Here is a 23,793-nt window from a genome sequence, read left to right as displayed (position 1 = left end):
GGTCACCCCAGATACCGTAATAAACCCTTGGCAACAGCTACCACAGGGTTTTCTGTTATCCCAGCCGTTAGAACTAGCCGTAAGTATCATTGGTAGACGCAGTGCCGATTGACGATACGCACTGTCGATCACTCGATCTCCGCTGACTCCCTATGACAGACTCACCGTCTAACCAAAACAGCAATCCGGCCGAATCAGCACCCACAGCGAGCGATCAGTTCCCTGCCGAGTTCACTCTCGACGGGGGGCAACTGACCAGTCTCATCAGCGACCACGCCGTCTGGCTACTCGATACGGAACGCCGCGTCGTCAGCTGGAACGACGCCGCAGCGAGACTCATGGAGTACGACGAGGAAACTGCACTCGGCACGGCGTATCAGTCGTTCTTCCCGGCTGACGCTCGAAAGCGCGGCAAGCCAGCACAGCTTCTCGAGCGAGCCAGAACGGACGGAAAAGCCGTCGATGACGGCTGGCGACTCACTGGAGAAGGAAATCGACGCTGGGTACACGAAGTCCTCGCGACCGTTCGAAACGGGGACGTGGGCGTGGCCGAGCAGCCGGATTCGACGGGAACGGCGGGCGATGAGCAATCGACACTCTCGGGGTACGTCGTGTTCGTCAACGAGCGGACCCAACTCCACGAACGCGAGCGAGAACGAACCGAAGAGCGCGCGTTCATGAAGAGCGTCTTCGAGGCGCAACCGGACATCATCTACGCGTTCGACGCCCGCCGGAACTTGGTGGACTGGAACGACCGCGTTCCCGAGGTCACGAGATACTCGACCGAGGAACTCGAACACATGGGCCCACTCGAGTTCATCGCGCCGGAGCACCAGGAGCGAATCGCGGACGCGATCTCCCGTATTCTCGAGGAGACTGAAGCGGTCACGATCGAGGCGGATCTTCGAACGAAAGACGGAGAGCGCATTCCCTACGAGTTCAACAACGCACAGATCAGCGACGCCGACGGTAACATTCTCGGATTTACCGGTGTCGGCCGAGATGTTAGCGACCGAAAGTTTCGAGAGCGAGAGCTCAGACAGGAGAAAGCGTTGACCGAGAGCATCTTCGAAGCCCAACCGGACCTGTTGTACGCCTACGACGTCGCCGGGAATCTCATTCAGTGGAACGAGCGCTACGAGGAACTCACCGGGTACGAGGGCGACGAACTCGAGGGCATGCACCCGCTTCAGTTCATCGCACCGCCCGATCGAGAGCATATTGGCGACGCGATCGATCGGATCATGGAAGCCGGGGAACGGGTGAGCGCCGAGGGTCGGGTAATGACGAAACAGGGCGAGTACATCCCATACGAGTTCAACAGCGCTCGAATCACCGACGATAGGGGGACGGTTCTCGGATTTACGGGCATCGGTCGGAACATCAGCGACCGAAAGGCCAGAGAACGAGAACTCGAGCGACTCGAGCGCCTCAACGCGACGATCCGTGCAGTCGACGAGACGATGGTCTCCGCAGAGACGCGCGACGAGATCGAGACGGCGATCGTCGAGGCGTTCGAAGCGACCGACGCCTATCGATTCGCGGCCATCTGCCGGGTCGATACGACCGGGCCCGCGGACCACCATTCCTGGACGCCACAGACGTGGGCGGGGCTCACCGAGGACTCGATCGACGACGTTCTCTCGCCGTTCGTCGACCCACTCGTCGGGGACGATGATGAAACACCGTTCGAAACGGGAACGGTCTCGTGTTACCAACACCTTCGTGAGAACGACGTCGAGGAGTGGCGAGAACCAGCCCGAACGCACGATTACGGGTCGCTCGCGGTCGTCCCGATTATCGCGAGCGGACGGTCGTACGGCTTACTCGTCGTCGCTGCAGCCGAGTCCGAGGCGTTTTCCGAGCGTGAACGAGAGGTCTTACAGGAGTTTGGCGGAACGATTGGTCACGCGATCAACGCGATGACGATCCGTCGGCTGCTCTACCTGGATACCGTCGTCGAACTCGAGTTCGAATCCACCGACAGACAGGACATCTGTATCGACCTTTCTGCGCGGGCGAACTGCCACCTCTCCTTAGAGCACGTGCTGCCGTTAACCGATCGCATGTTCGTCTATTACGTCACGATCAGCGACGTCGAACCCGACGAGATGAAATCGATCGCCGATGAACACGACTCGGTTTCCGAGTTCCGACTCGTCGACACTGCCGACGGTAACAGCCACTGGGAACTCGTCGTTCGCGGGCCGACGATCACCGGCTTGCTCGCCGACTACGGCGCACGAATGCGCTCGAAGGTCGTCGACGAAGGCAACTCGAGTTCGGTCGTCCAGGTCAGCCGAGACGTGAACATTCGCGAACTCGTCGACACGATTACGACAAAGTACCCCGACACCCAACTGGTCTCGAAGCGGACCGCCGAACGGCCCGTCGAGACTCACGGTGACTTCCGAAACCACGTCGAGCGCGAACTGACGACGAAACAGCAAGCGGCGCTCGAGGCGGCGTACTATGGCGGCTACTTCGAGTGGCCGACCCGCCACAGCGACGCGAGCGAAATCGCGGAAAAGCTCGGAATCGCCCGGCAAACGTTCCATCAGCACCTACGCGTGGCACAGGAGAAATTGCTCAGCGCGTATTTCGATCCGAACACCGCCGCCGAAGACGAGCAATTCGCATGACTGCGCGCAATTCCACCGTCATATATCCAGGTCATACCAGAGCACGCTGGTACAGTTCTTTCCCACGCTCATCGTTTGTATTCGATAATGAGCTCCTGTCAATCGACACCCTGGACGACCACCGCGTTCGATATTCTCGCGGACGCGAATCGTCGATATTTGCTTTCGACATTGTACAAACGAGCTGAGTCACTCCCACTAGAGACAGCCGCAACCGAAGTCGCCGTTCTGAAACACGACTCGCCGGTCGTAACCGACGAGCAGGCTCGGACGGCCCACATCGAACTCGTTCACTGTCACGTTCCACGACTCGTGGAAGCAGGACTCGTGCGTAAGCAGACCTCCGAGGAAACCGAACAAATCACGCTCGCCGACCACCCAATTCTCGATCTCGAGTGGGTGACTCGGCTGCTCGAGAAACCCACTGGTGGGTCGACCGCCGACGAAGAACTGGTCGATCGGACCCTCGACGCCGTCCAGTCCGAACAGCGTCGTCGCGTCTGTCAGTTCCTCGCAAAACAGGACCAGCGAGTGCCTGTGGCCGATCTGGCCGTGACGCTCGTCGCGCGCACACAGGAGACCAGACTCGTCGACGTCGAGCGAGACGACTGGCAGCCGATGGAAACGGCGCTCGTCCACAACCACCTGCCCGCGCTCGCAGACGTCGGCCTCGTGAATTTCGATCGCTCGAGCGAGACCGTCGCGCTCGCGAGCGATGCACCGCAGTGGCGTTCGGAGTGGCTCGCAACGAGTCCACTCGGCACGGTCACCGAGACGCTCGAGCCGACTCGGAAACCGTTTGCCGACGACGCGAGCGAGGCGACCCAGCCCGGCGCGAGTGCCTCCGCGACGGCGAATTGCTGGACGATCGACGGGCGCGAACCGGTCCTCGAGCGAAGCGACGAACTCGCCGACAGTGCAGACGACGAACTGTTCGTCTCGATTCCGGACCCCTCGATGCTTCAACAGCAGTGTCTCGACCACTGGCAGGACGCTGCCGAGCGCGGCGTCGAGATTTACGTCGGCTCGCGCTCACGGGACGTTCGCGACATCGTTCGCTCGGTCATCCCCCAAGCGACGGTCTGTGAGCCCCAATTCGACTGGCTCAACTTCCCCGTCGACGGTATTCACCACGGCTGTGTCGTACTCGCCGACAGAGAACAGGTGATGCTCATCACGGTCGACGACGAAGCCGACCGAACCGCGACTATGAGCGCAGTCACTGGCGAGGGGCCGGACAACGCGCTCGGACGACTCGTCCGTAACCACGTCGGTCCTCGCCTCGATAGACTCGAGTCACGCAGCGTCGAGGACTGGGAGGGACAGACGACGCCGTTCCCGATGTAGCCGTCCGCGTCGCAAAGATCACACCAGGAGCTCGACACTGTTTTTCTCGGCCAACCGCTTCCGTCCGGTGAACACGCTTCCTCAGAGTGCGAGCAACGTGAGAAAGACGACGTACCCAATCACGAGTGCGATTCCGTCGAGCCTCGTCAGTTCGCGGCCGTTGCCCATCATCGCGACGACGCCGAGGGTAAAGACCAGCAAGACGGGAAGTTCGAATCTGAGCGTGCTCGCGGCGACCTCGATCGGCGTGATGAGCGCGACGATGCCGAGAACGGCGAGAATGTTGTAGATGTTCGAGCCGACGATGTTGCCGATGACGAAGCCGGTTTCGTTGCGGACGGCTCCGACGACTGAGGCGGCCAGTTCGGGTAACGAGGTCCCGAAGGCCAAAACCGTGAGCCCGATGACGAACTCGGAGACGCCAAACGCCGAGAGTAAGCCGATTCCACCCGAGATGAGCCACCGCGAGCCGATGACGAGCGCGAGCAAGCCGCCGACGACGAGCGCCACGTCCCATGCCGAGGCACCCGAACCAGCCGCAGGGTCGTCCGTGATCGGCGGGGTGTCGGACCCGGTACTCGAGAGAAGATAGCCAGTGAAGCAGGCGAGAGCGAGAAGTAAAATCACCCCATCGAGGCGATTGAGGGTCCCGTCGACGCCGAGAACGACGACCAACACGGCTGCAAATACCATAAACGGAACGTGGCGGCGCATGACGACTGAACCGATCTGCAACGGCGTGATGAGGGCGGCGACGCCGAGAACTAACCCGATGTTCGCGATGTTCGAGCCGATGATCGCGCCGAGACCGATATCGCTCGAGACGTCGAGTGCACCGATGGTCGCGACGAACAGTTCCGGGGCGGTCGTCGCGAACGCGATGACGGTCACGCCGACGGTCGCCGCGCGAAGACCGATCCCCATCGCCAGTCGGCCCGCACCGGCGACGAGTAATTCGGCACCGACGTACAACGCGACGACGCCGGCAAGGAGGAGGGCGATATCCAGCGGGGTGCCGGTGAGCATCGTCCCTACGTAGACGCAAGTAGCCTAAAAACAGCCCGGAAACGTGCTGTCGGAACCGTACTCGACTCCTCGAGATCGTCGCGTCGTCTGTCCGTCCCAGTCCCTGACACTGCGTGATGTGAGCGATCGTTCGGCGTCTATCGGACGATCGTGACCGGAACCGGGGCGCGACGAACGACGCGTTCGGCGACGCTTCCGAGTAACACGCGTCTCGCACCGTCGCGGCCCTGGCTGCCGATGACGATGTGGTCGATGTCGTGTTCGTCCGCGTAGGCGACGATTTCTCGAGACGGATTGCCGACGACCGTCTCGGTCGAAATCGACACGTCGTGTGCTGCGGCCGCCTCTCGTGCCTTGTCAAACTGGCTTTGGATGGCTTTCCTGCGGGAGTCGATCACCGAATCGTACGCGTAGACGCCGCCCTCGCCGTACATGGATACGTTGGGATTGATCACGTGCAACACCGTAATCTCCGCATCCGAATACTCGCTGACGGCGTGCTCGAGTGCCTCCTGTGCCGGCTCGGAGTTATCGAGTGGAACGAGGATGTGCATACCTCCCGATACGGTGCGTTGGTGTATAAGCGTGCGGGATGTTCCCATACCTTCGGAGCGTCTCGTTCGCGGGCGACGCGCTCGAGAGTGTACGCCACCCGGCCCGTACACGTACGAACGTGTCGGCAGATCCGGATAGAAGTCACATCGATTATGAGCCCTCACACCCGAGCATCTCCATAGCTATGGACGTATTCGGATTACTCGGGAACCCGGTCGGCCACTCGTTGTCGCCACCGCTTCACGAGGCTGCTTACGACGAACTTGGGCTCGAGGCGCGCTACGTGACGTTCGAACCCAAACCGGAAGCGATCGGTGCGGCGATCGAGGGAGCTAAGGCGCTCGGAATTGCGGGCCTGAACGTCACGATTCCGTTCAAACAGGACGTCCTCGAGTGCGTCGAAGCGGACGAGTTGGCTACCCGAATCGGCGCGGTCAACACCATTGATTTCACCGGCTCCGGGCCGCCGACGGGACACAACACCGATGCGGCGGGCGCTTTGCGCGCGCTTCGAGATCACGACGTGACGCTCGCGGACGCTCGTGCCGTCGTCGTCGGCGCAGGCGGTGCCGGTCGAGCGATCGCGTTCGGACTCGCAGACGCAGGCGCGACGGTCGACGTCGCGAACCGAACCGAATCGACGGCACACGACCTCGCGGACGAGGTCCCGAACGCGACGGGGTACGGCCTCGACTCGCTCGAGCGCATCGTCGCAGACGCCGACGTGCTGGTCAACGCAACCAGCGTCGGCATGAAAGAAGATGCGACGCCGGTTCCGCCAGCCCACCTCCACGGTGATCTGGCCGTCCTCGACGCGGTCTACCAGCCACTCGAAACGCAACTGCTTCAGGACGCTCGCGAGGCCGGGGCGACGACGGTCGACGGTGCGTGGATGTTACTCTACCAGGGCGTCGAAGCCCTCGAGTTGTGGACGGGGCGAGATGCGCCGGTCGACGCGATGAACGAGGCGCTTCGCTCACAATTGTAAGGGAGCGACCGTTCTTGTAAGTCAGCTATCGTTCCGCCCGATTTCGATAAGACGGTCCCGTTTAGGCACCGAGAACCGCCACAAGACGTGCGACACGACGATCGTATCAGACGAATTTAAGTGATGGACCCACTATATCCGGATAATGGCAATCCTGCAGAAGCTCAAATCGCTGCTGGGATTCGGTGACTCGGACCCCGAGCGAGGGCATTCTCGAGAGGTAGGCGTCACAGTCGAACGGGAACGGTCGGACGAACACACCACGGATAGCGTCGACGAATCGGCCGCAGCGGAGTCGACCGCAGCGGCATCGACCGATTCGATGACCGACCCCACGAGGGAGGCCGACGGTGCAGCCGAGCCTGCTGAGGCCGCTGGCCCCGTCTCGGAAGACGCGGTTCCCGAAGCCGAGAAGACGCCGGACGGGTCTACCGCAGACGAGACGCCGGAGGGGGAAATCGAAGAATCGACCGACGAAGACGTCCTCGAGTCAGTCGAAAGCGAAACGGAGGTCGAAGACGGCGACGAGGCTGACGGTGCTGACGAGGCCGACGATGATGGTCTCCACGACGTTGACGACCAAACCGACGATGACGTCGAAGCCGACGCAGACCCTGGGACGGACGACGCGGACGAAACTGACCCCACGGAACTCGTCGAGGATGCAGAACCGAACGCTGCCGAGGTCGACGAGTCGGCGGAGACAGAATCGACGGCTGGCGAGGACGAGTCGGCCGAATCCGAGGGCGATTCGGGCACTCAGGAGCCGGTCGATACGATCAAGGGAATCGGCCCTGCCTACGCCGACAGGCTCACCGCTGCCGGCGTCGAAACCGTCGGCGAACTCGCCGATGCTGACCCAGCCGCCCTCTCGGAAGACACCGACATCTCCGAAACCCGAATTCAGGGCTGGATTGACCGCGCAGAAGTCAGATAGTACCGTCGACGGCTGTTGACCCACCTCTCTCCGAACCGTTACCGCGATTCGGATTTTCTCGCGATTCGAGTGTCTCTGTCGAACATTGACGTCCGCGACGAGTGTCGCTCACTCGAACCGCAAAACGATTAGGCGTACACTCCCTCTCGAGTGACATGCGCGAGCCGCGCGTCGAAACGTCCATCGAGTCGGTGCGAGCGGCCCTCAGCGAGTGGCTCGAGCGAGACGCGCCGACCGCGGCGACGAACGTCCCGACGCACATTCGAGTCCCGATCGAGGTCAGCCTGACCGTCGACGATCCGTTTCTCGCTTACCGTCGAGCACGTGACGAAACTCGCGACGGGGTGTTTCTCGAGACGACCGGCGGACAACCCGGCTGGGGATACTTCGGCGTCGATCCGGTCGATCGACTCACGGTCCATCCCGACGCACAGACGGTGACGCAGCCGACTGAGGGCGACTCGAGCGAGCCACATCAGGACGAGTCGGCCACGCTCGCCGCGCTCGAGGGACTCCTCGAGCCCGACACGCTCGTCCGTGGCGAATGTAGCGTGCCCTACCCCTGCGGAGCGATCGGGTGGCTCTCCTACGACATCGTCCGGGAACTCGAGTCGCTTCCCGAATCCGCGATCGACGATCGAGGATTGCCCAGACTTGAGGTCGGCGTCTACGACTGTCTCGCATCGTGGGAGGCCACGCCGGACCGAGACGGCTACGGGTCGGACGGGTCGGAGACGGCGCTCCGTGTTACGGCCTGTCCCCGACTCGAAATTGACGAGTTGGCCGTCCACGGGGAAGCCAGCGAACCGGTCTCGACGGCGACACTCGAGGAACTCTACGATCGAGGGCGAACGCGGGCACTCGCGTTCGCGAAACGAATACTCGAGGGCGAACCGTCGGTCGGTGAGCCCCCTGCGAGCACGCCGACGGCGACCTTCGAGAGCGAGTGCGGTCGCGAGGCGTTCGCCGAACGCGTCCGGCAGGTCAAATCGTCCATCCGCGACGGCGACACGTTTCAGGCGAACATCTCTCAGCGACTGGTCGCCCCCGCGGCCGTCCACCCCGTCGCGGCCTACGACGCCCTCAGAGCGGTGAACCCGGCACCATACTCCGGATTGCTCGAGCTTCGCTCGACCGACCTGGTGAGTGCCAGCCCGGAGTTGCTCCTCGAGCGCGATGGGTCGTTCGTCAGAACGGAGCCGATTGCGGGGACGCGAGCACGCGGGGAGACCCCCGAGGAAGACGCCGAACTCGAGGCTGAACTCCGCAGCGACGAGAAAGAACGCGCCGAGCACGCGATGTTGGTCGACCTCGAGCGAAACGACCTCGGAAAAGTCTGTGCGTACGGCTCCGTCGACGTCGAGGAGTACCGCCGGATCGATCGCTACTCGGCAGTCATGCACCTCGTCTCGGACGTCACCGGCGAGTTGCGCGACGACGAAACGCTGGCCGACGCCGTCGCCGCGGTGTTCCCCGGCGGGACCATCACCGGCGCGCCGAAGCCACGCACGATGGAGATTATCGACGAACTCGAGGCGACCCAACGAGGCCCATACACGGGGAGTATCGGTATCTTCGGCTTCGACGGCCGAGCGACGCTCAACATCGTTATCCGGACGCTGGTTCGTCACGGCGAGGAGTACCACCTGCGCGTGGGGGCCGGAATCGTTCACGACTCGGATCCCTCACTCGAGTACGACGAGACGCTCGCCAAGGCTCGCGCGCTGCTCTCGGCCGTCGACGACGCACTCGGCGACCGAGCCGCGATGGCCCTCGAGTCAGACGGTGGTGAGTCGCGTGAGTGACCACAGCACCCGGTTGCTCGTGATCGACAACTACGACTCGTTCGTCTACAATCTCGTCCAGTACGTCGGTGCCGTCGCCGACGAGATCGTAGTCCACCGGAACGACGAACTCACGCTAACCGACGTGGAGTCGATCGATCCGACCGGCATCGTCGTCTCACCGGGACCTGGGACGCCACAGGACGCGGGGATTTCGATTCCCTTGTTCGGCGAAACCGAGTATCCCATCCTCGGCGTCTGTCTGGGTCACCAGGCGCTGTGTGCAGCCGCTGGATCGACCGTCGGCCACGCCGACCGAGTCGTTCACGGCAAACCATCCACGATCAACCACGACGGCGAAGGAATTTTCCAGGGACTGCCCGCCGACGTCCAGGTCGGTCGCTATCACTCGCTGGCGGTCGAACGCGACGAACTTCCGGACGAACTCGTCGAAACGGCGCGAACGGCGGACGAGCGCGGCGTCGTGATGGCGGTTCGCCACCGCGAGAAACCACACGTCGGCGTTCAGTTCCATCCCGAGAGCATCCTCACGCGCCGTCGAGACGAGGGTGACGACGATATCTCACTCGAGGTCGGCAAGCGAATGATCGAGAACTTCTGCCGACTCGCGACGGAGGAACGACATGGCTGATCGAGACGACGAGGCGGGCAGTGAGGGAGTGCACGAACACGAGCGAGGGCACGAACACGAGCGAGGGCACGAACAAGAGCAAGAGCGAGAACGAGAGCGCGTCTACCACGTCGACGGCGACCTCGTCCCGGCAGACGAGGCCACGGTCAGCGTCGACGACCGCGGCTTTCGCTACGGCGACGGCGCGTTCGAGACCATGCGAGCCTACGGCGGTACGATTTTCGAGTGGGACGCACACCTCGCGCGCCTCGAGCGGACCTGCGACGCGCTGGCACTCGATCACGGGCTCACGGGGACCGACCTCCGGAGCAGAATCGACGAGACGCTCGAGGCGAACGGACTCGCAGACGCCTCCGTTCGGCTGTCGATCACTCGCGGCGTCCAACCGGGAAAACTCACCCCCGCCCCCGAAGTCGACCCGACGGTCGTCGTCTACGCCAGTCCGCTTCCGCGGGGCGGACTCGAGAGCACGTCGGTCTGGGACGGGCCAGCGACGGTGCAGACGGTCGAAACGCGAGCCGTACCTGACGCGTCGATTCCGGCCGCGGCGAAGACGCACAACTACCTCACCGGCATCCTCGCTCGAGTGGAGCTCCGGTCCGACCGTGACGGCGAAACCGACGTCGCCGACGAAGCGCTCGTCCGCGATCTCGAGGGGTACGTCACGGAAGGGACGACGAGTACCCTCTTTTTCGTCCGCGACGGCGTCCTCCACACGCCGAGTACGGAGCGAGACGTCCTGCCCGGCATCACTCGACGTATCGTCCTCGAGTTAGCGACCGAGGAGGGACTTGCGGTTCGAGAAGGGGCCTACGAAGTCGACACTGTCCGCGACGCCGACGAAGCGTTTTTGACGAATCGAACGTGGGAACTCAGACCGATCGCGACGCTCGACGGACACGATATCGGCAGTGGGCCGATCACGGACCTGCTCTCGAGGCGATACGACGAGCGCGTCGAGCGGGTGTGTTATGGCGATTCGGCCGAGAAGTGAGCGGCGGACAGTTCCCGTTGGTGAACTCGAGTGTTACTCAGTCGTCGGACTCGAGTGCAGTCGCCTCCGGTTCGTTCGACGTATTCGGGGCGGTGAGGAGTTCGCGCTCGGTGCCCGGGAGCTCGAGAAGGAATTCGGAGCCGAATGCCGACGCCGGCGTCTGAAAGCCCCTCGGAACGCGGTCTCGGGTCTCACCAGCTCCCTCGAGCAACCGCGTGGCAGCGCTGACGGCCGCCGTCGTCGTGAGCGCGTAGGGATTCGGCGTCCGAACTCGCGCACTCGCTCGCTCGCCCGTGGCCTCGTCGACCGCCTCTCCCCAGACGGTCGCCGTGTCAGTCGCGAGTTCGCGTTGACTCGGTCCGTCAACGGTGGCATCGACCAGTTGCTCGAGCGCGTCCTTGACCGGTCGTCGCTCGAGGAGCCACCCCAGCGAATCGACGGCCGCCATTCCGTGGGGAGCAACACTGGGCACGGACGCGTACACTTCGATCGAGGGAATTCCCGTGGTGTGTGCCGCGGTGACGACGTCTGGCCAGGGAACCGTTACGGTATGTTCCGGCCCGTCACCGAAATCGATCTCGCGCGTGTCGAACGCGAGTGGCACCTCGAGTAGCCGGTCGTTTCGACGGACGACGCCGCTCGTGCCGAGTTGGTCGACGAACGTCCGGGCCGTTCCGCGAGAGAGCGGCCCGTTCCCCTTCACGCCGAGTGTGAGGGTGCTCGCCGAGGGCACCTGTTCGTGGAGGAACGCCGCCAGACAGTCCGAGGGCACGACCTCGAAGCCGACGCCGGGGAGCAACGTGACGCCCGCATCTTTGGCCGCCTCGTCCCGATGGCGCAGTCGTTCGAAGACCTGAAACTCGCCCGTGATGTCGAGATAGTCGGTTCCCGTCTCGAGACAGGCGTCGACGAGCGGTTCGGCCGTTTTCACGAACGGGCCTGCACAGTTCAACACGGCGTCGAACGCTTCGATGTTGGAGGCGACGTCACCGTCGAGGTCGAAGACGCGTTTCTCGACGCCGAGGTCGGTCGCCTGTCGAGTCAGTTTGCGGTCGTCGCGCCCGGCGAGAACCGGCGTCCCTCCTCGAGAGACGGCTTCACGCGCGATTAGTCGGCCGGTATAGCCGTACGAGCCGTAGACGAGGAGGGAGTTCATAGACGATGATTGGTGACTCGAGGTGTTAAAATTGCGTCAGACACTCGACGGGTGAGCGTGAGGAGAACGTCCACGCGTCGACGCGCCACGCGACGACGGACATCGCAACGTTCAGGGGCGGTGACCCAAAACGACGCGCCAATGGACGGCGCAATCGTCGCACTCGAGGACATTCCAGCGGATTCGACGGTTCTCTTTCGCGTGACGGACGGCGAGGACGAACGAGAAGCGATCCTTGTGACGAACGGTGATGCGGGCGACGGCGACGGAGACGGCGAAACCGACGGACACAGCGAGGACGGCAGGGGCGGCGAGAACGACGGGAACAGCGCAGACGATAGTCGAGCAGAACCACATGTCACCTGCTGGCTAAACTACTGTCAACACCTGACCCACATCAAAATCGACAAAGGATCGGGTGCACCGATACGAGACGGAGAGTTGATTTGTGCGAACCACGGCGCGTACTTCGATAGTCACTCCGGTGAGTGTACGTACGGTCCCTGCGAGGGGGCGTACCTCACCGAACTCGAGGTTACGGTCGCTGACGGTGTGGTTTATTTTTCCGATGGAGCGTACGAGTTCGTCGGCCACGGGCCGATCGACGACGATGACGACCTCACGTCGACGTCGAACGTCAAAATGTGAGATTCCGGAGCGCAGCGGGAAAGACCATGTCCCGTTCCTGATCGTACTCGAGCAAGCCGGAATCGACGAGTCTCGGGAGGTGATCATGATACAGGGAGATGTAGACTTCGTGGACGCGTTCGGCCGAAATGCTCGAGACGGGTTTGCCCGTTTCACGAACGGCGACCTCCTCGGCGGCGTCCGGTAGCGTAATCGGTTCACCGAACGTCCGCATGACGTCGACGAGTAGCCGTCGGCGTTGTTCAGCGAGGAGACGAAACACCTCGTCGACAGTCGTCGCCGTCGTCTCGCATGTCTCGAGGGTGTCGAGGATCGTCAGCGCGAACTCGACACAGTCACTCTCGGAATGGGACGTAGCAGTCATACATGTTCTCCGTCGGACCGCTCGAGGCAGGCGGATACCCGATGAAGGGTCGATAGTGGGTGTCAGCGTGACGGTTAGGGGAATCCACACCCGTTCTGCAGTCGAGGGTTCGTACCGATTTCTCGGCGTCGCACTAAATATTAGTACCGAATCCGTTTCAGGTTGTCATCGGCCGTTGATCTGTTCTTCGCCGTGACGTGTTACTCGATCGTGAACGCCGGTTCGGAAATGGACTCACTCTTGCAACTGGGGCAACGCGACGGAACGTTCAACAGGTCGTCGAACGAGTCGAACCCACACTCACGACACGTCGGCGGCGCGACGAGGAATTGTTCGTCGGTTTCGTCGCCGTCGATCGAACGGGAGACGTGCTCGGCGTGACGGAGGACCGACTCGGGTGTCAAGTCCAATTTCACGGCCAGTTCACTCGGCGTCGCGGGCTCCGCTCTCAGCGCACCGGCCAATCGCTGTCGCGTCGTTTCGTCGGCCTCACGCATACCACGAGCAAACGGCCGGCGGGCATTTACGTCTCTTGCTTTGTAAGGCTCGCTGGCGTACTCACCGTTGAAAGGACAAACCACTTACCGTACCCAGCAGAATACTCGGGCTATGAAAGCCGTCGTCCTCGCCGGCGGGTACGCAACGCGGATGTGGCCGATTACGAAACACCGGCCGAAGATGTTCCTCCCCATCGGCGAATCGACCGTCATCGACCGTATCTTCGCCGAACTCGAGGCGGACGAGCGAATCGATGAAGTGTACGTCAGCACCAACGAGCGTTTCGCCGCCGACTTCGAAGCACACCTGGCCTCGAGCGAATTCGAGAAACCGACGCTCTCGATCGAACAGACGGACGAAGAAGACGACAAGTTCGGCGTCGTCGGTGCACTCGCCCAGCTTATCGAGCGAGAGGAGGTCGACGACGACCTGCTCGTCATCGCTGGCGACAATCTGATCAGTTTCGACGTCTCCGACTTTCTGGATTACTTCGAGAGCGTCGGCTCGCCGACGCTGGCCGCCTACGACGTCGGCTCGCGCGAAAAAGCGAAATCCTACGGCCTCGTCGAACTCGAGGACGACCGCGTCGTGGACTTTCAGGAAAAGCCCGAGACGCCAAAGAGCACGCTGGTCTCGATCGCCTGCTACGCGTTTCCCCGCGACTCGCTCTCGCTGCTGTCGACGTACCTCGAGGAGGGAAACAATCCGGACGAACCCGGCTGGTTCGTTCAATGGCTGCAAAATCGCGAACCGACGTACGCCTACACGTTCGAAGGTGCCTGGTTCGACATCGGCACTCCCGAAAGCTACCTCGACGCCGTCGCCTGGCACTTAGACGGCGACTCGCTGATCGCCGATTCGGCCTCTCTCGAGAACGTCTCGGTCGGCGACAACGTACACGTGATGGCCGACGTTACTCTCGAGAACACGACGCTCGAGCACGCCGTAATTTTCCCGTCGGCGACGGTCCAAAACGGTGACATCCGCCGGTCGATCATCGACGAGGGAACCCACCTCGAGGATTTAGACCTCGCAGGCGCACTCATCGGTGCCCACACGACGATCACGAACGGCTCGCCGTAGTAGTCGGAACGCAGACATTTCGCTGACCTCTCGTTTTACGGATTTGCTGAAGAACCGGGATCCGTGCCAGAGAGCGGTGACGAGACGTAGTGTGGCGATACAGCTATACGTCTCCCGTGTGACGTGTTAGGAAGAGAGCATGAGCGAGGCGGTTCAGGATATCCTCGATCAGTACGCAACTACCAGTTCGGGCGAGGAACGCGCGACAGAGTTTCGTGAGTACCGCCGGTGGACGGGCGACGAACCGCGACTCCTGGTAGCCGAGGTCGCCGCCTCGACGACTGGTCAACAATTCATCAGCGGTGTCAAGCCTGCCGTCGAACGATTCCAAGCGACGTTCGTCGAGACCGATCGCGTCGATTCGTTCGATTCGCTCGCCGCACTCGAAATCGACGACGAGGACCTCCGTGAGGTGTTCACCGTCCGTCGAAATCGAACCGTGTTGCTCGAGGCCGCACGCGTACTCGCCGAACGCCCCGAGGAGGGCGACCTCGAATCGCTAGTCGGCTGGGCCAGTTCCGCGGATCACTATCGCTACGATTCGGACCCGATCGGCTCGATTTCCGGTGTCGGCCCCTCGAGCTTTCAGTACCTCCGCCAACTCGCCGGCGTCGAGACGATCAGGCCGACATCGACGGTCACCACGTTGATTGAATCGGTGATTGCCGAACTCGACTCCGCACCCCTCGATACGTCGACGACCGCCCGAACGATCGCTTCGGGCGAGTGGCTGTCATTCGTCTCGTCGTATTCGCCCCTCGAGATCGACCGGTTGGCGTGGTGTGCATTTACCGACGAGGAGACGAAGCGAGCCACCGCAGCCGTCCACGAAACGACAGAGAAACCGGAGTGAGTCGCGCTGCGGTGGCGTCGTCCGCTCGTGTCGAGATAGAGCGGTCGATCAGAGGTAGTCCTCGGCCGCCATCGCGTACTCGAGTCTAACGAGTCGACCATCCACGTCACTGTCTTCGACTTCGACTTCGTCTCCGCTCTGTTCTGCGTGGATTTCGGATTCGAGTCGTTCGCTGTCCGCGTACTCCTCGTCTGCGTACAAGACGGCGAGATCGACGTCCGCCTCCTCGCCGTCGACCGATGCGACCGAGGCGTCCGCGACTGGGGAACTGTCGGGTTCGTCCTCGAGGGACGAATCGGCGTATCCGGTTATCGTCGTGTGCGTCCCCGCCTCAATTTCGTCGGTTATCCGCGCGAAATCGTCGCTCGTGTCGACGAAGCGCGCTTCGTCGCCGTTGTACGTATCGATCGCGAGTTCGAGTACCTCGCGACTCGCGTCGTCTGGCGAAGCGGCCCCCAGCATGGCAACGAGGAACGTTCCGTTGGACGCGAACATCGTCTCGCGGTCTTCGTCGAACGCGACGTCGAACCCCTCGTAGCCCGATTCAGACGTTGCATCCAGCGCCTCGAAGATATCAGCGGCATCGAACGATCCGGCCAAAATCTCGAGAGGGGCGATGGAAACGAACGATTCGACATCGTCTGCGTCGAGTTCGTCGTGGAACGTTCCCTCGAGTATCTCCCGAAGTTCATCCTCGCCGTAGGGGTCGTCCCCGGCTAGAAGCGTCTCGATGTCGATCGCCGTTACCGTTATGTTCGGTTCGTCGAGCGTTTCCGGATCGAACGTCCACTCCCTGTAATCGAGCGATTCGTCGGTGTGGGTGCCGACGACGGGGAGATCGCTACAGCCCGCGAGTGCCGCCATCGTTGCACTCCCAATTACTCTCGTTCCCATCCCCAACACGTCGCGTCTCGAGTTCATTCACTCGAAAATAGTTACTATTCGTATATATTCATTTTGATTGAATGTGTCTGAAGGAGATCGGTAACGCACGAAAAACACCAACTGCCGAGTTGGTACACTGGCGCTCGTCTTCGATTACATCGGCATCCGCTGTAGTTGCTCGAGACCCTGTTCTGCGTCTCGTTTCGTCTGTTCCAGCGGATCGACGATCTCGCCGGGCAGATCCATTCGATCCGCGAGCGTCAACAGCGTCTCGAGTTTCGTGATCTCGAGGCGTTCGATCGCCCGTCCGAGTTCCGCATCCGTGAGATCGCCTAGAATGGGGTCCATAAGGTCCTCGACGATCGCCTCGCGTTCGCTTCGCAAGCCGTCGAGCGACGAACTCTCGACGGGGCCGGGTTCCGCCTGTAGCCCCTCGAAAATCGGCTCGAGTCTGGCGATCTGGTCGGTCGTCGTCTCGCTGTGGGCAGCGTAGTACTCCTCGAGGTCCTCGTCGGTGGCTGACTCGGCGAGTTGTGCCTGTAGCTCCTCGAGTTCGCGTTCGATGTGATACAGTTCGCGCAACTCGTGAACGAAGAGGTCGCGTTCTGACTCGATCATGCAGGCGGTGTCCTCACCGCCACACGGCATAGCGATTCGGCCGTCGCATGAAACGTCCAAGCGGTCGACGCGTTCGTCCCACCGTGTCCCGTTCGGGTGGTTCACGCTGTTCACCACCACTCACGCAACAATCTGTCTGGCGAGAGCATCGCTCTCGCTGACCTTCGCTCACTCCGTTTGCGAAGAGACCAAAAAACCGCTCGGTCGCGTCGCTCACTCGCGGACGATAACGTTCAGCGTGGGTCTCACTCGAGCACCGTCGTCCTCACTCGAGTCGCGCGTCAGTAATCTGTAACCGTCCGCGCGTTCCATCCCACTCGGTCTCGTACTCGAGGTCGATTCGACGCGCCATGTGCGGGCCATCCAGAACCAGCGTTTCGAATTCGCCCCCTTCACCCAGAATATGGACGCCGTACTCCTCGTTCAGGGCTTCGAGTGCTTCGATCGCGTCGTGGTCGAGCGTTCTGCCGAGCCACGACTCGTCGAGCCCGTGGGCTGCGACCTGGATGATCGCGATTTCGAAGCCAGCCTCGAGCATCGCGTCGACGAGGTCGCGCGGATCTTCCTGCCAGAGTGGAGCGAACAGCTCGCAGCCGAGCCTGTCACACATCGCTTCGATCCGGCTCGTCTGGTACTCGCTCTCGACGGCACCGGCCGTAACCCCAGCGATCCCCCCCTCGAGTTCCCGATCGAGGTCGACGAGTGCGGCCTCAAGTGGCTCGAGTTCCGCATCACCCTGCGCGCTCGAATCGACCGTCCCCTCGGCCTCGAAATCGGAAGGTTCGACATCGATCAGGGGAATTCCGGTGCTGTCAGCCGCCAACGAGGCGAGATCCGTGGCCGGTACGTGATACATGTAGGAGTCACCCGACGGGTGAACGGTGACCAGGTGTGAGACGTCGAGTCCCTCCTCGAGTGCCCGATGGAGCGCCCACGAGGAGTCTTTTCCGCCGGAAAAGAGGCTGATCCACGTCCCGTCTGCGTCGCTCATATACACTCGCTGGGCACACACGAGTAAAGGGATGACGAGTCGGCCTGCCTCTCACTCAGATCTGTCGGTGTCGTCGTCCGGCTCGGAAGGCTGGTCCGGTCCAGATCCGTAGCGGTGGGAGACGTCGGTGTCGTCCGAATTCTCCGCACGGGGTGAGTCGTGGTTACTCGAAGGGCCGCCGTCGGTGAGTCCGGAGGGTGCGTCGGCGTCCCCAGCCACCTCAGTGTTCGGTGCTGTCGATCTTGTGCTTGCTGACCGTTCGGATTCGCTCTCGTCTCGAGTCGTACTGATTGACGAAGCCGCTTTCGCCCCGAGGAGACTGACGACGATGGCGAGGACGACGAACACCACCAGCCGTTCACTGGCCGTCACGACGAAACTTTCACTCGAGACCGCGCCGAGTTCGTACGCCGGCACCTCGAGCGGACCGATGACGCCCTGTTGCTCGAGGAAGTACGCTGAAAACCCGCGGATGACGAGTCCGACGGAGACGACGATAAACGGTAAGTTGAGAAACGACGTGCGAATCGGTTCGTCACTGATGGCCTCGTCGAGCAATCGACCGACGCTCGCCGTCAGCGCGGCCATCGCCAGCCACATGACGCTGTCGAACGCGAACTGGGCGGTTGGCGTCAAAATACCTGCTGGATCGTCGAGGTTCGAAACTCCCAGCATCCCCGCGAAGACCCCCACGAGCGTCAATCCGGCGGCGACGACGTAGGTGACGACCGAGACCTGTCCCGAGTACAGCGCCTCTCGAGCCTGATGGGTTGCACGCGTGATCAGATCGTCGACGTTGAATCCCTTGTACAGGAGAAAGACGCCGATAACGGTCGTGATGGCCGCTGCTCCCTCCGCCGGACCGAATACCGTCGCGAGTATCGGAAACACCAACAACGTGAGCCCGATCGGGACGAGCACGGTCTGTCGAAGCTCCTCGTCGGCGAGGAACTGCTTGAGCAGGTAGTACGTCGATTCGATGTCGCGAGCCTGTCGAACGACGACGCGGTCGACCGAGTCGACCTGTACGCGACTCTCGACGATCGGAACCAATCGCTCGTCCTCCGCACTGTCGATAACGACGACGGCCGAGTCGGGATCGTGGGTGGCGACGAGTTCGTCGATCTGGGAGGCGACGGATCGGTCTGCAGAGACCATCGACTCCCGGTCTCCCGAGACGACGGCGGCGACGACCGACTCGTTCTCGTCGCGTAAGTTCTGGGCGACGCGTAACGTCTCGAGCAAGGAGTTGACTCCGGAGTCCTCCGGATCCGCGAGTCCGACGTCGGTTACGAGCGCGCGGATCGCTTCCCAACCGACGATCGGCGACCGCAGCCCGGTCCTGCGGCCAACGTCGTCGGTTCGATCGAGACAGACGACCAGCGTAGTCACGGTAGTCGATGCATTCTGTGCGACGATAAAACCACTTACTCGTTCGGTTGACTAACGGGCGAAACGGCGGTTAGAGTCGGAGTCGGAACGTTCGATCGTCTGTGAGGCCAGCAATACCGGCTCCGAAGGCGTAGGCTACCTGCTGTGCACCGGTGCCGAGACGAGCCATCAACGGTCGTTCGGGCTCGAACTCTTCGATCGAAACCTCGGGTCTGTCGAGTCGCTCCGCCAGTTCGTCCTCGAGGTCCCGACGCGTGCCGATCGTATCGACGAGCCCCATCTCGTGGGCCTCCTCGCCGAGGTAGATGCGAGCCTCCGTCTCGCGGACAAACTCCTCGTCTAAGTCGCGGCCGTCGCTCACTCGATCGACGAACGTCTCGTAGTAGTCGTCGATCAGCGTCTGGAGGTACTCGCGTTCGTCTTCCTCGAGTTCTTTGAGCGGCGTGCCGGCGTCTTTGTACTCACCGGCTGCGAATCGCTCGTAGGAGAGACCGACCTTTTCGGCGAGGTCGCTCGCGTTGACTCGAGAGCCGATGACGCCGATCGAGCCGACGATAGAGCCGTCGCGCGCCCAGAGTTCGTCGCAGCCACTCGCGATCCAGTAGCCGCCACTGGCACAGACGTCGGTCGTGTAGGCGATAGTCGGCCCGTCGAATCGCTCGGCTGCGAGTCGAATATCGTCGCTCGGAACGACTTCGCCGCCGGGCGTATTCAGCTTCACGAGCAACGCGTCTACGCTCCCGTCCTCGTCGGCACGGTCGATCTGCTCGACGATATCGTCCGCCGGCGTCGACTGTGGGCCCGTCGGCATGCGTCCACCCCCGCCGTCTCGAGAAATCGGACCGTCGACGGCGACTTCGGCGACGTCGTACCCCGGAAACAGCGTTTGGGCGATGTTACTCGCAATTCGCAGCCCGAAGACGAGGGTGACGAGCACGAGGAGCACGCCCAGGAGCTCCGTAAGTGTCGCCGGATAGACGACGAAGAGCGCGATTCCAACCGCAGCGAACACTGCTGCGCCGATTCCGACGATTGCCAGTCGACCAAGCCCTTCAGCACTAACCATTTCGCACACCTCGAGTCATACATTATCGTCCATCTGGCACCCGTTAAGCACTGGTGGTTCCGGAATTACCTCTTTTTCCGTCGGCTCGAAAACGTCCGCCAACACTCGAGGCCGACGACCCTCGAGTCTCCTGACGCAGTGTCCCTGCGTTAGTTGGTTATACGTTTGCTGTCCGTCGTTGACGGGGCAACCGCGACCCGTCTGCAGTCACACCGGTACACAGCTCCGGTAGTCCGTATCAGTCGTCGAGTTGGTGAGATGCCTGTGTAATTCCCTGCGATGTCGGGGACGGCGGCTCCGCCTCGTCGTCGTCTCGAACGAGCGGTTCTATTTGGGGGAGTTCGTTCGACCGTGAGCGTTCACGGTCGTTCTCGTCCTCGACGACCGGTTCCGGGTCTGATCGACTCTCTCGGAACGCGCGGAGCAAGTTCAGTCCGTCCTGGAAGAACGGAGCCGGGTCGTCGGCAACGGCGTAATCGAATCTCGGCTCCCGGACGAGCGAGGCGGCGACGTCGACGAGTGTCGACGGAAGCGACGGCCGTTCGACCATCGGATACTCCTCCGTCAACACGCTGTGGACGTGACTGAGTTCGCCGCGGAGTAAGTGCCCACCAATCCCGACCTCGTAGCTCGCGTCGTCCTCGATCGGTTCGCCGAGTGCTTGCTGCCAGTAGTAGTACGGAAAGTCAGCACCTGCACGGACTGAAAACGGCAACGACGACCAGAAGCGCGGATTGATCTCCATCAGCTTGTACTCCTCGTCAGATTCATCGCGGAGGAACTCGACCATCGCGAGGCCGTGCCACTCGAGTTCGTCGAGGATGGCTCTACCAGCGTCCTCTAAGTCTTGATCGTAGACAGTTTCGCGGTAGGCGCTCGGACCGCCACAGTACTTCCACCCGCGACGTTGGCAGTGCTGGAACGTCGCGACCGGCTTGCCCTCGTCGTAGAGTGCGAAGAAGGCAAACTCCCGCGAGTCGTCGATTCGTTCCTGTACGAGTGGCATGTGGCCGCGTTCCTCGACGAGTGCCTGTGGATCCGGCGGTGCGCCCGGTATCTGGTACTCCGTGGAACCGATCGACTCGACGTCGGTGTTGGAACCGAGGTACGCCGGTGCGGCGACCGTATATCGCGGCTTGACGATCGTTTCTTGCTCCCAATCGTCCCACTGGTCGAACACCGCGGTTTCGGGCACTGCAACGCCCGCCGCATCGGCCGCAGCGAACAGTTCGACGCGGTCCTGGACTCGCCGGAGCGTCTCGAAATCGGGCCAGTTCGTCTCGACGACCTCGGCGAATGCGTCCTTGCGGTTCGCGAGGACGTACACGTCCTCCTCGCGAACCGGGATGATCGTTCGAACGTCCGGTCTGTTCGCGAGCTCGAGCAGTGCGTCGCCGTAGGCGTGCAAGTCCGCTCTCGGATCGGGTACGCGCACGAAGTCGTCACAGTACGTCGAGGACGCTGCTGGCGTCTCCGCCGTCTCCGAAGCGACGACTGTCGGAATCCCTCGCGGGCGAAGCGATCGTAAACAGGCGACGGTACTCGGGGCGCCGATGCCGGGAACGAGGACACCTGCGTCAGTTTCGTGTCGGTGCATGTCTAGTGAGTTCGTGTCGACTGTCATGGGTATGCGGTGGATACTTTGGTTCAGGCGGTCAGTTCCGGGGGTGACGCTGGTCGACCGCGTCGGCGTGATCGAGTGGGGCCCGTTCGATTGGCGATTCAGCGTACGCTCGACAGTGGTGGATGAGCCCCTCCTCGAGTTCGAAGATATGGACGAATGGCGTGTCGAACGACGTTTCGTCGATAGTCCCGACGTACGCACCCTCGACGACCACGGTCTCACCGGCGTCGATGACCCGTTCTGGGAGCGCCTGGAGGTGGTCCGTTGTCTCGCGAGCTGACGACACGATACGTTCGATCACGGCGTCGATCCCGTTATAGGTTGCCTCGGTTCGGTCACCGGTCGTTACTATCTCCCAGCTGATGTCTCTGTGGAGCGTTTCAGCTAACTCGTCGTCTTCATCGAGACTCGTAACTGCGATGTTGAATTCACCGTAGAACTCGATGAGTACTTCCTGATTTGTCGCCTCCACAGCCGATGCAGGTCTGTTCTCTCCCATCGTCATGATGTATCACACAGAATACGAGTGCGTACAAAACGGCTCACTTCGTTCACACGAAGTGAAAAGACAGTCGCAAATGGCAGTAGAACAGAACTGATACTCGATATTGTTCGAGTATACTGCGTGTTAACCGGTCCGTCGTTCAGGAGTCATCGGTCCGACTCAACGGTGGAGGGTGGACGAAGTGAAACCGTGTCGTGTCGAGTAACAGTCGCAGATCAAAACTCGCCGAAAATAGGCAATATCGCCAGCACTACCGGTAGACGAACCTGACTTAGAGTAGCCCCGTCTTCTGAAGTTTCATCAGGTCTTCGGTGTCGAGGGTTTCGCCCTCCTTGAACTTCTGGTAGATTTCCTCGGCTTCCTCCTTGGCCTCTTCTTTCTTCTTGTCGCGCTCGGACTTGCGCTCTTGCTCTTCTTCCTTGTCCAGTTCGCGCAGGCGCTTTTGGACGCGGACGAAGTCCTCGTGGTGCTGGTCGGCGGCCTCCTGGGCCTCGACGAAGGACTCGTGCATATCGTCTGCTTCGTCACGAATGTCGTCGGCTTCGCGGTAGGCCTCGATCATCTGATTGTGATGTTCCTGGGCCTTGTCCGCGAGTTCCGTCACCTTCTGGTGGTGTTGGGACGCTTCCGAGCGGACCTCTTCAGCCTCCTCGACGAGCTCCTCGAGATCCTCGTTCTGATCGAGTTTTCCCTTGCGCTCTTCGTACTCCTCGCGCTTGTCCTCGATCTTCTCGATGAGTTCTTTCTCCTCTTCGCTCGAGAGGACCTCCGTCTGCTGTTTGAACTCGAGTTGCTCGATCTCTTCTTTGAGCTCCTCTAAATCCTTGCCCTCGTCGAGTTCCATGTCCGATTTGAGGTCCTCGACCTTGTCGAAGAGTTCGTTGGCTTCGGCGTTGAGCTCGTTACGGCTGTCCTTGTGCTCCTGGACTTGCTCGTTGAGCTCGTCGCGTTTTTCGCGGTGTTCTTGGGCCTCGTCGACCTTTTCGCGTGTCTCGGCGTTCAGGTCGTCTCGGTTGGACGCTCGTTCGGAGGCCATCTGGTTGAGATCGTTTCGTCGATCTCGGAGCTGGCCGGCCATTTTGATGAGCTGTCCTTTCGATTTGTTTTCGAGGTCGTCTTCTGTCAGTTCGATGTTTTTCGATTCGTCTACCATGTGTTACTCAATCCTCTGTGCCATACCCGCAC

23 protein-coding genes are annotated in these 23,793 nt (G+C 61.7%); 10 read left to right on the top strand and 13 right to left on the bottom strand.

Annotation, left to right across the window (positions count from 1 at the left end; all coding sequences use genetic code 11):
* Positions 1 to 152: 152 nt before the first annotated feature.
* Together BLW62_RS02990 and BLW62_RS02985 are read left to right on the top strand one after the other, a co-directional pair.
* Positions 153 to 2,642: a PAS domain S-box protein gene (locus BLW62_RS02990; protein WP_090504963.1), complete on the top strand. Its 2,490-nt coding sequence runs from the start codon at positions 153 to 155 to the stop codon at positions 2,640 to 2,642.
* Between the two features lie 87 nt (positions 2,643 to 2,729).
* The gene (locus tag BLW62_RS02985) at positions 2,730 to 3,989 is read left to right on the top strand and encodes a DUF7344 domain-containing protein (RefSeq protein WP_090504960.1); all 1,260 of its coding nucleotides are present in this window, start codon (positions 2,730 to 2,732) and stop codon (positions 3,987 to 3,989) included.
* A gap of 81 nt (positions 3,990 to 4,070) precedes the next feature.
* Here BLW62_RS02985 and BLW62_RS02980 read toward each other — a convergent pair whose 3' ends face one another.
* Both BLW62_RS02980 and BLW62_RS02975 read right to left on the bottom strand, forming a co-directional pair.
* The gene (locus BLW62_RS02980) at positions 4,071 to 5,015 is read right to left on the bottom strand and encodes a calcium/sodium antiporter (RefSeq protein ID WP_090504957.1); all 945 of its coding nucleotides are present in this window, start codon (positions 5,013 to 5,015) and stop codon (positions 4,071 to 4,073) included.
* A 137-nt stretch (positions 5,016 to 5,152) separates the two neighbouring features.
* Positions 5,153 to 5,569 carry a universal stress protein gene (locus tag BLW62_RS02975; RefSeq protein WP_090504954.1) on the bottom strand — a complete coding sequence of 139 codons (417 nt, stop codon included), beginning with the start codon at positions 5,567 to 5,569 and terminating at the stop codon, positions 5,153 to 5,155.
* A gap of 185 nt (positions 5,570 to 5,754) precedes the next feature.
* Between BLW62_RS02975 and BLW62_RS02970 the strand changes: the two genes are divergently transcribed.
* The 5 genes from BLW62_RS02970 (at position 5,755) to BLW62_RS02950 (ending at position 10,925) form a co-directional block, all read left to right on the top strand.
* Positions 5,755 to 6,558, top strand: coding sequence for a shikimate dehydrogenase (locus BLW62_RS02970; protein ID WP_090504951.1), 804 nt, complete (start codon positions 5,755 to 5,757; stop codon positions 6,556 to 6,558).
* A 145-nt stretch (positions 6,559 to 6,703) separates the two neighbouring features.
* Positions 6,704 to 7,495, top strand: a complete 792-nt coding sequence (locus BLW62_RS02965; RefSeq protein ID WP_090504948.1) for a helix-hairpin-helix domain-containing protein — start codon at positions 6,704 to 6,706, stop codon at positions 7,493 to 7,495.
* 155 nt (positions 7,496 to 7,650) lie between these two features.
* Complete coding sequence (gene pabB / locus BLW62_RS18915) at positions 7,651 to 9,300, top strand: aminodeoxychorismate synthase, component I (RefSeq protein WP_090504944.1); 1,650 nt, start codon at positions 7,651 to 7,653, stop codon at positions 9,298 to 9,300.
* Positions 9,284 to 9,931, top strand: coding sequence for an anthranilate synthase component II (locus BLW62_RS18910; RefSeq protein WP_394328153.1), 648 nt, complete (start codon positions 9,284 to 9,286; stop codon positions 9,929 to 9,931). The genes pabB and BLW62_RS18910 overlap by 17 nt, the downstream gene beginning before the upstream one ends.
* The gene (locus tag BLW62_RS02950; protein ID WP_090504941.1) at positions 9,924 to 10,925 is read left to right on the top strand and encodes an aminotransferase class IV; all 1,002 of its coding nucleotides are present in this window, start codon (positions 9,924 to 9,926) and stop codon (positions 10,923 to 10,925) included. Before BLW62_RS18910 ends, BLW62_RS02950 begins: the two co-directional genes overlap by 8 nt.
* Before the next feature lie 37 nt (positions 10,926 to 10,962).
* Here the strand turns inward: BLW62_RS02950 and BLW62_RS02945 are convergent, their stop codons facing one another.
* Complete coding sequence (locus BLW62_RS02945; RefSeq protein ID WP_090504938.1) at positions 10,963 to 12,081, bottom strand: saccharopine dehydrogenase family protein; 1,119 nt, start codon at positions 12,079 to 12,081, stop codon at positions 10,963 to 10,965.
* A 141-nt stretch (positions 12,082 to 12,222) separates the two neighbouring features.
* On the opposite strand from BLW62_RS02945, the gene BLW62_RS02940 reads away from it, so the two are divergent.
* The gene (locus tag BLW62_RS02940) at positions 12,223 to 12,729 is read left to right on the top strand and encodes a Rieske (2Fe-2S) protein (protein WP_090504934.1); all 507 of its coding nucleotides are present in this window, start codon (positions 12,223 to 12,225) and stop codon (positions 12,727 to 12,729) included.
* Here BLW62_RS02940 and BLW62_RS02935 read toward each other — a convergent pair.
* Positions 12,719 to 13,093: a DUF7344 domain-containing protein gene (locus BLW62_RS02935; RefSeq protein ID WP_090504932.1), complete on the bottom strand. Its 375-nt coding sequence runs from the start codon at positions 13,091 to 13,093 to the stop codon at positions 12,719 to 12,721. The genes BLW62_RS02940 and BLW62_RS02935 overlap by 11 nt on opposite strands.
* Positions 13,094 to 13,293: 200 nt before the next feature.
* Entirely contained in the window at positions 13,294 to 13,590 is a 297-nt protein-coding gene (locus BLW62_RS02930; RefSeq protein ID WP_090504929.1) for a transcriptional regulator, read from the bottom strand.
* A 112-nt stretch (positions 13,591 to 13,702) separates the two neighbouring features.
* Between BLW62_RS02930 and BLW62_RS02925 the strand changes: the two genes are divergently transcribed.
* Together BLW62_RS02925 and BLW62_RS02920 are read left to right on the top strand one after the other, a co-directional pair.
* Complete coding sequence (locus tag BLW62_RS02925) at positions 13,703 to 14,674, top strand: nucleotidyltransferase family protein (protein WP_090504926.1); 972 nt, start codon at positions 13,703 to 13,705, stop codon at positions 14,672 to 14,674.
* A gap of 139 nt (positions 14,675 to 14,813) precedes the next feature.
* Entirely contained in the window at positions 14,814 to 15,527 is a 714-nt protein-coding gene (locus BLW62_RS02920) for a hypothetical protein (RefSeq protein ID WP_090504923.1), read from the top strand.
* A 48-nt stretch (positions 15,528 to 15,575) separates the two neighbouring features.
* On the opposite strand, the gene BLW62_RS02915 is transcribed toward BLW62_RS02920, so the two are convergent.
* From BLW62_RS02915 to BLW62_RS02880, 8 genes are all read right to left on the bottom strand, one after another.
* Entirely contained in the window at positions 15,576 to 16,448 is an 873-nt protein-coding gene (locus tag BLW62_RS02915; RefSeq protein WP_139305369.1) for a hypothetical protein, read from the bottom strand.
* A 117-nt stretch (positions 16,449 to 16,565) separates the two neighbouring features.
* A complete protein-coding gene (locus tag BLW62_RS02910) occupies positions 16,566 to 17,135 on the bottom strand; it encodes a DUF892 family protein (protein WP_245726652.1) in 570 nt (189 codons plus the stop codon).
* A 160-nt stretch (positions 17,136 to 17,295) separates the two neighbouring features.
* Positions 17,296 to 18,021: a diphthine--ammonia ligase gene (locus BLW62_RS02905; RefSeq protein ID WP_090504917.1), complete on the bottom strand. Its 726-nt coding sequence runs from the start codon at positions 18,019 to 18,021 to the stop codon at positions 17,296 to 17,298.
* 51 nt (positions 18,022 to 18,072) lie between these two features.
* On the bottom strand, positions 18,073 to 19,413 hold the full coding sequence (locus BLW62_RS02900; RefSeq protein WP_090504914.1) for a DUF373 family protein: 1,341 nt from the start codon (positions 19,411 to 19,413) through the stop codon (positions 18,073 to 18,075).
* A gap of 70 nt (positions 19,414 to 19,483) precedes the next feature.
* Complete coding sequence (gene sppA, locus BLW62_RS02895) at positions 19,484 to 20,479, bottom strand: signal peptide peptidase SppA (protein ID WP_090504911.1); 996 nt, start codon at positions 20,477 to 20,479, stop codon at positions 19,484 to 19,486.
* 238 nt (positions 20,480 to 20,717) lie between these two features.
* Entirely contained in the window at positions 20,718 to 22,076 is a 1,359-nt protein-coding gene (locus BLW62_RS02890; RefSeq protein WP_175459665.1) for a carboxylate--amine ligase, read from the bottom strand.
* 58 nt (positions 22,077 to 22,134) lie between these two features.
* On the bottom strand, positions 22,135 to 22,608 hold the full coding sequence (locus BLW62_RS02885; protein WP_090504908.1) for a nuclear transport factor 2 family protein: 474 nt from the start codon (positions 22,606 to 22,608) through the stop codon (positions 22,135 to 22,137).
* A 271-nt stretch (positions 22,609 to 22,879) separates the two neighbouring features.
* Complete coding sequence (locus BLW62_RS02880) at positions 22,880 to 23,761, bottom strand: coiled-coil protein (RefSeq protein WP_090504905.1); 882 nt, start codon at positions 23,759 to 23,761, stop codon at positions 22,880 to 22,882.
* Positions 23,762 to 23,793: the final 32 nt, after the last annotated feature.

Origin of the sequence: Natronorubrum sediminis, assembly GCF_900108095.1 — an archaeon.
Taxonomy (GTDB): Archaea; Halobacteriota; Halobacteria; order Halobacteriales; family Natrialbaceae; genus Natronorubrum; species Natronorubrum sediminis.
Note: the sequence above shows the minus strand (reverse complement) of the source record. Positions and strands in the feature narration are given on the sequence as shown.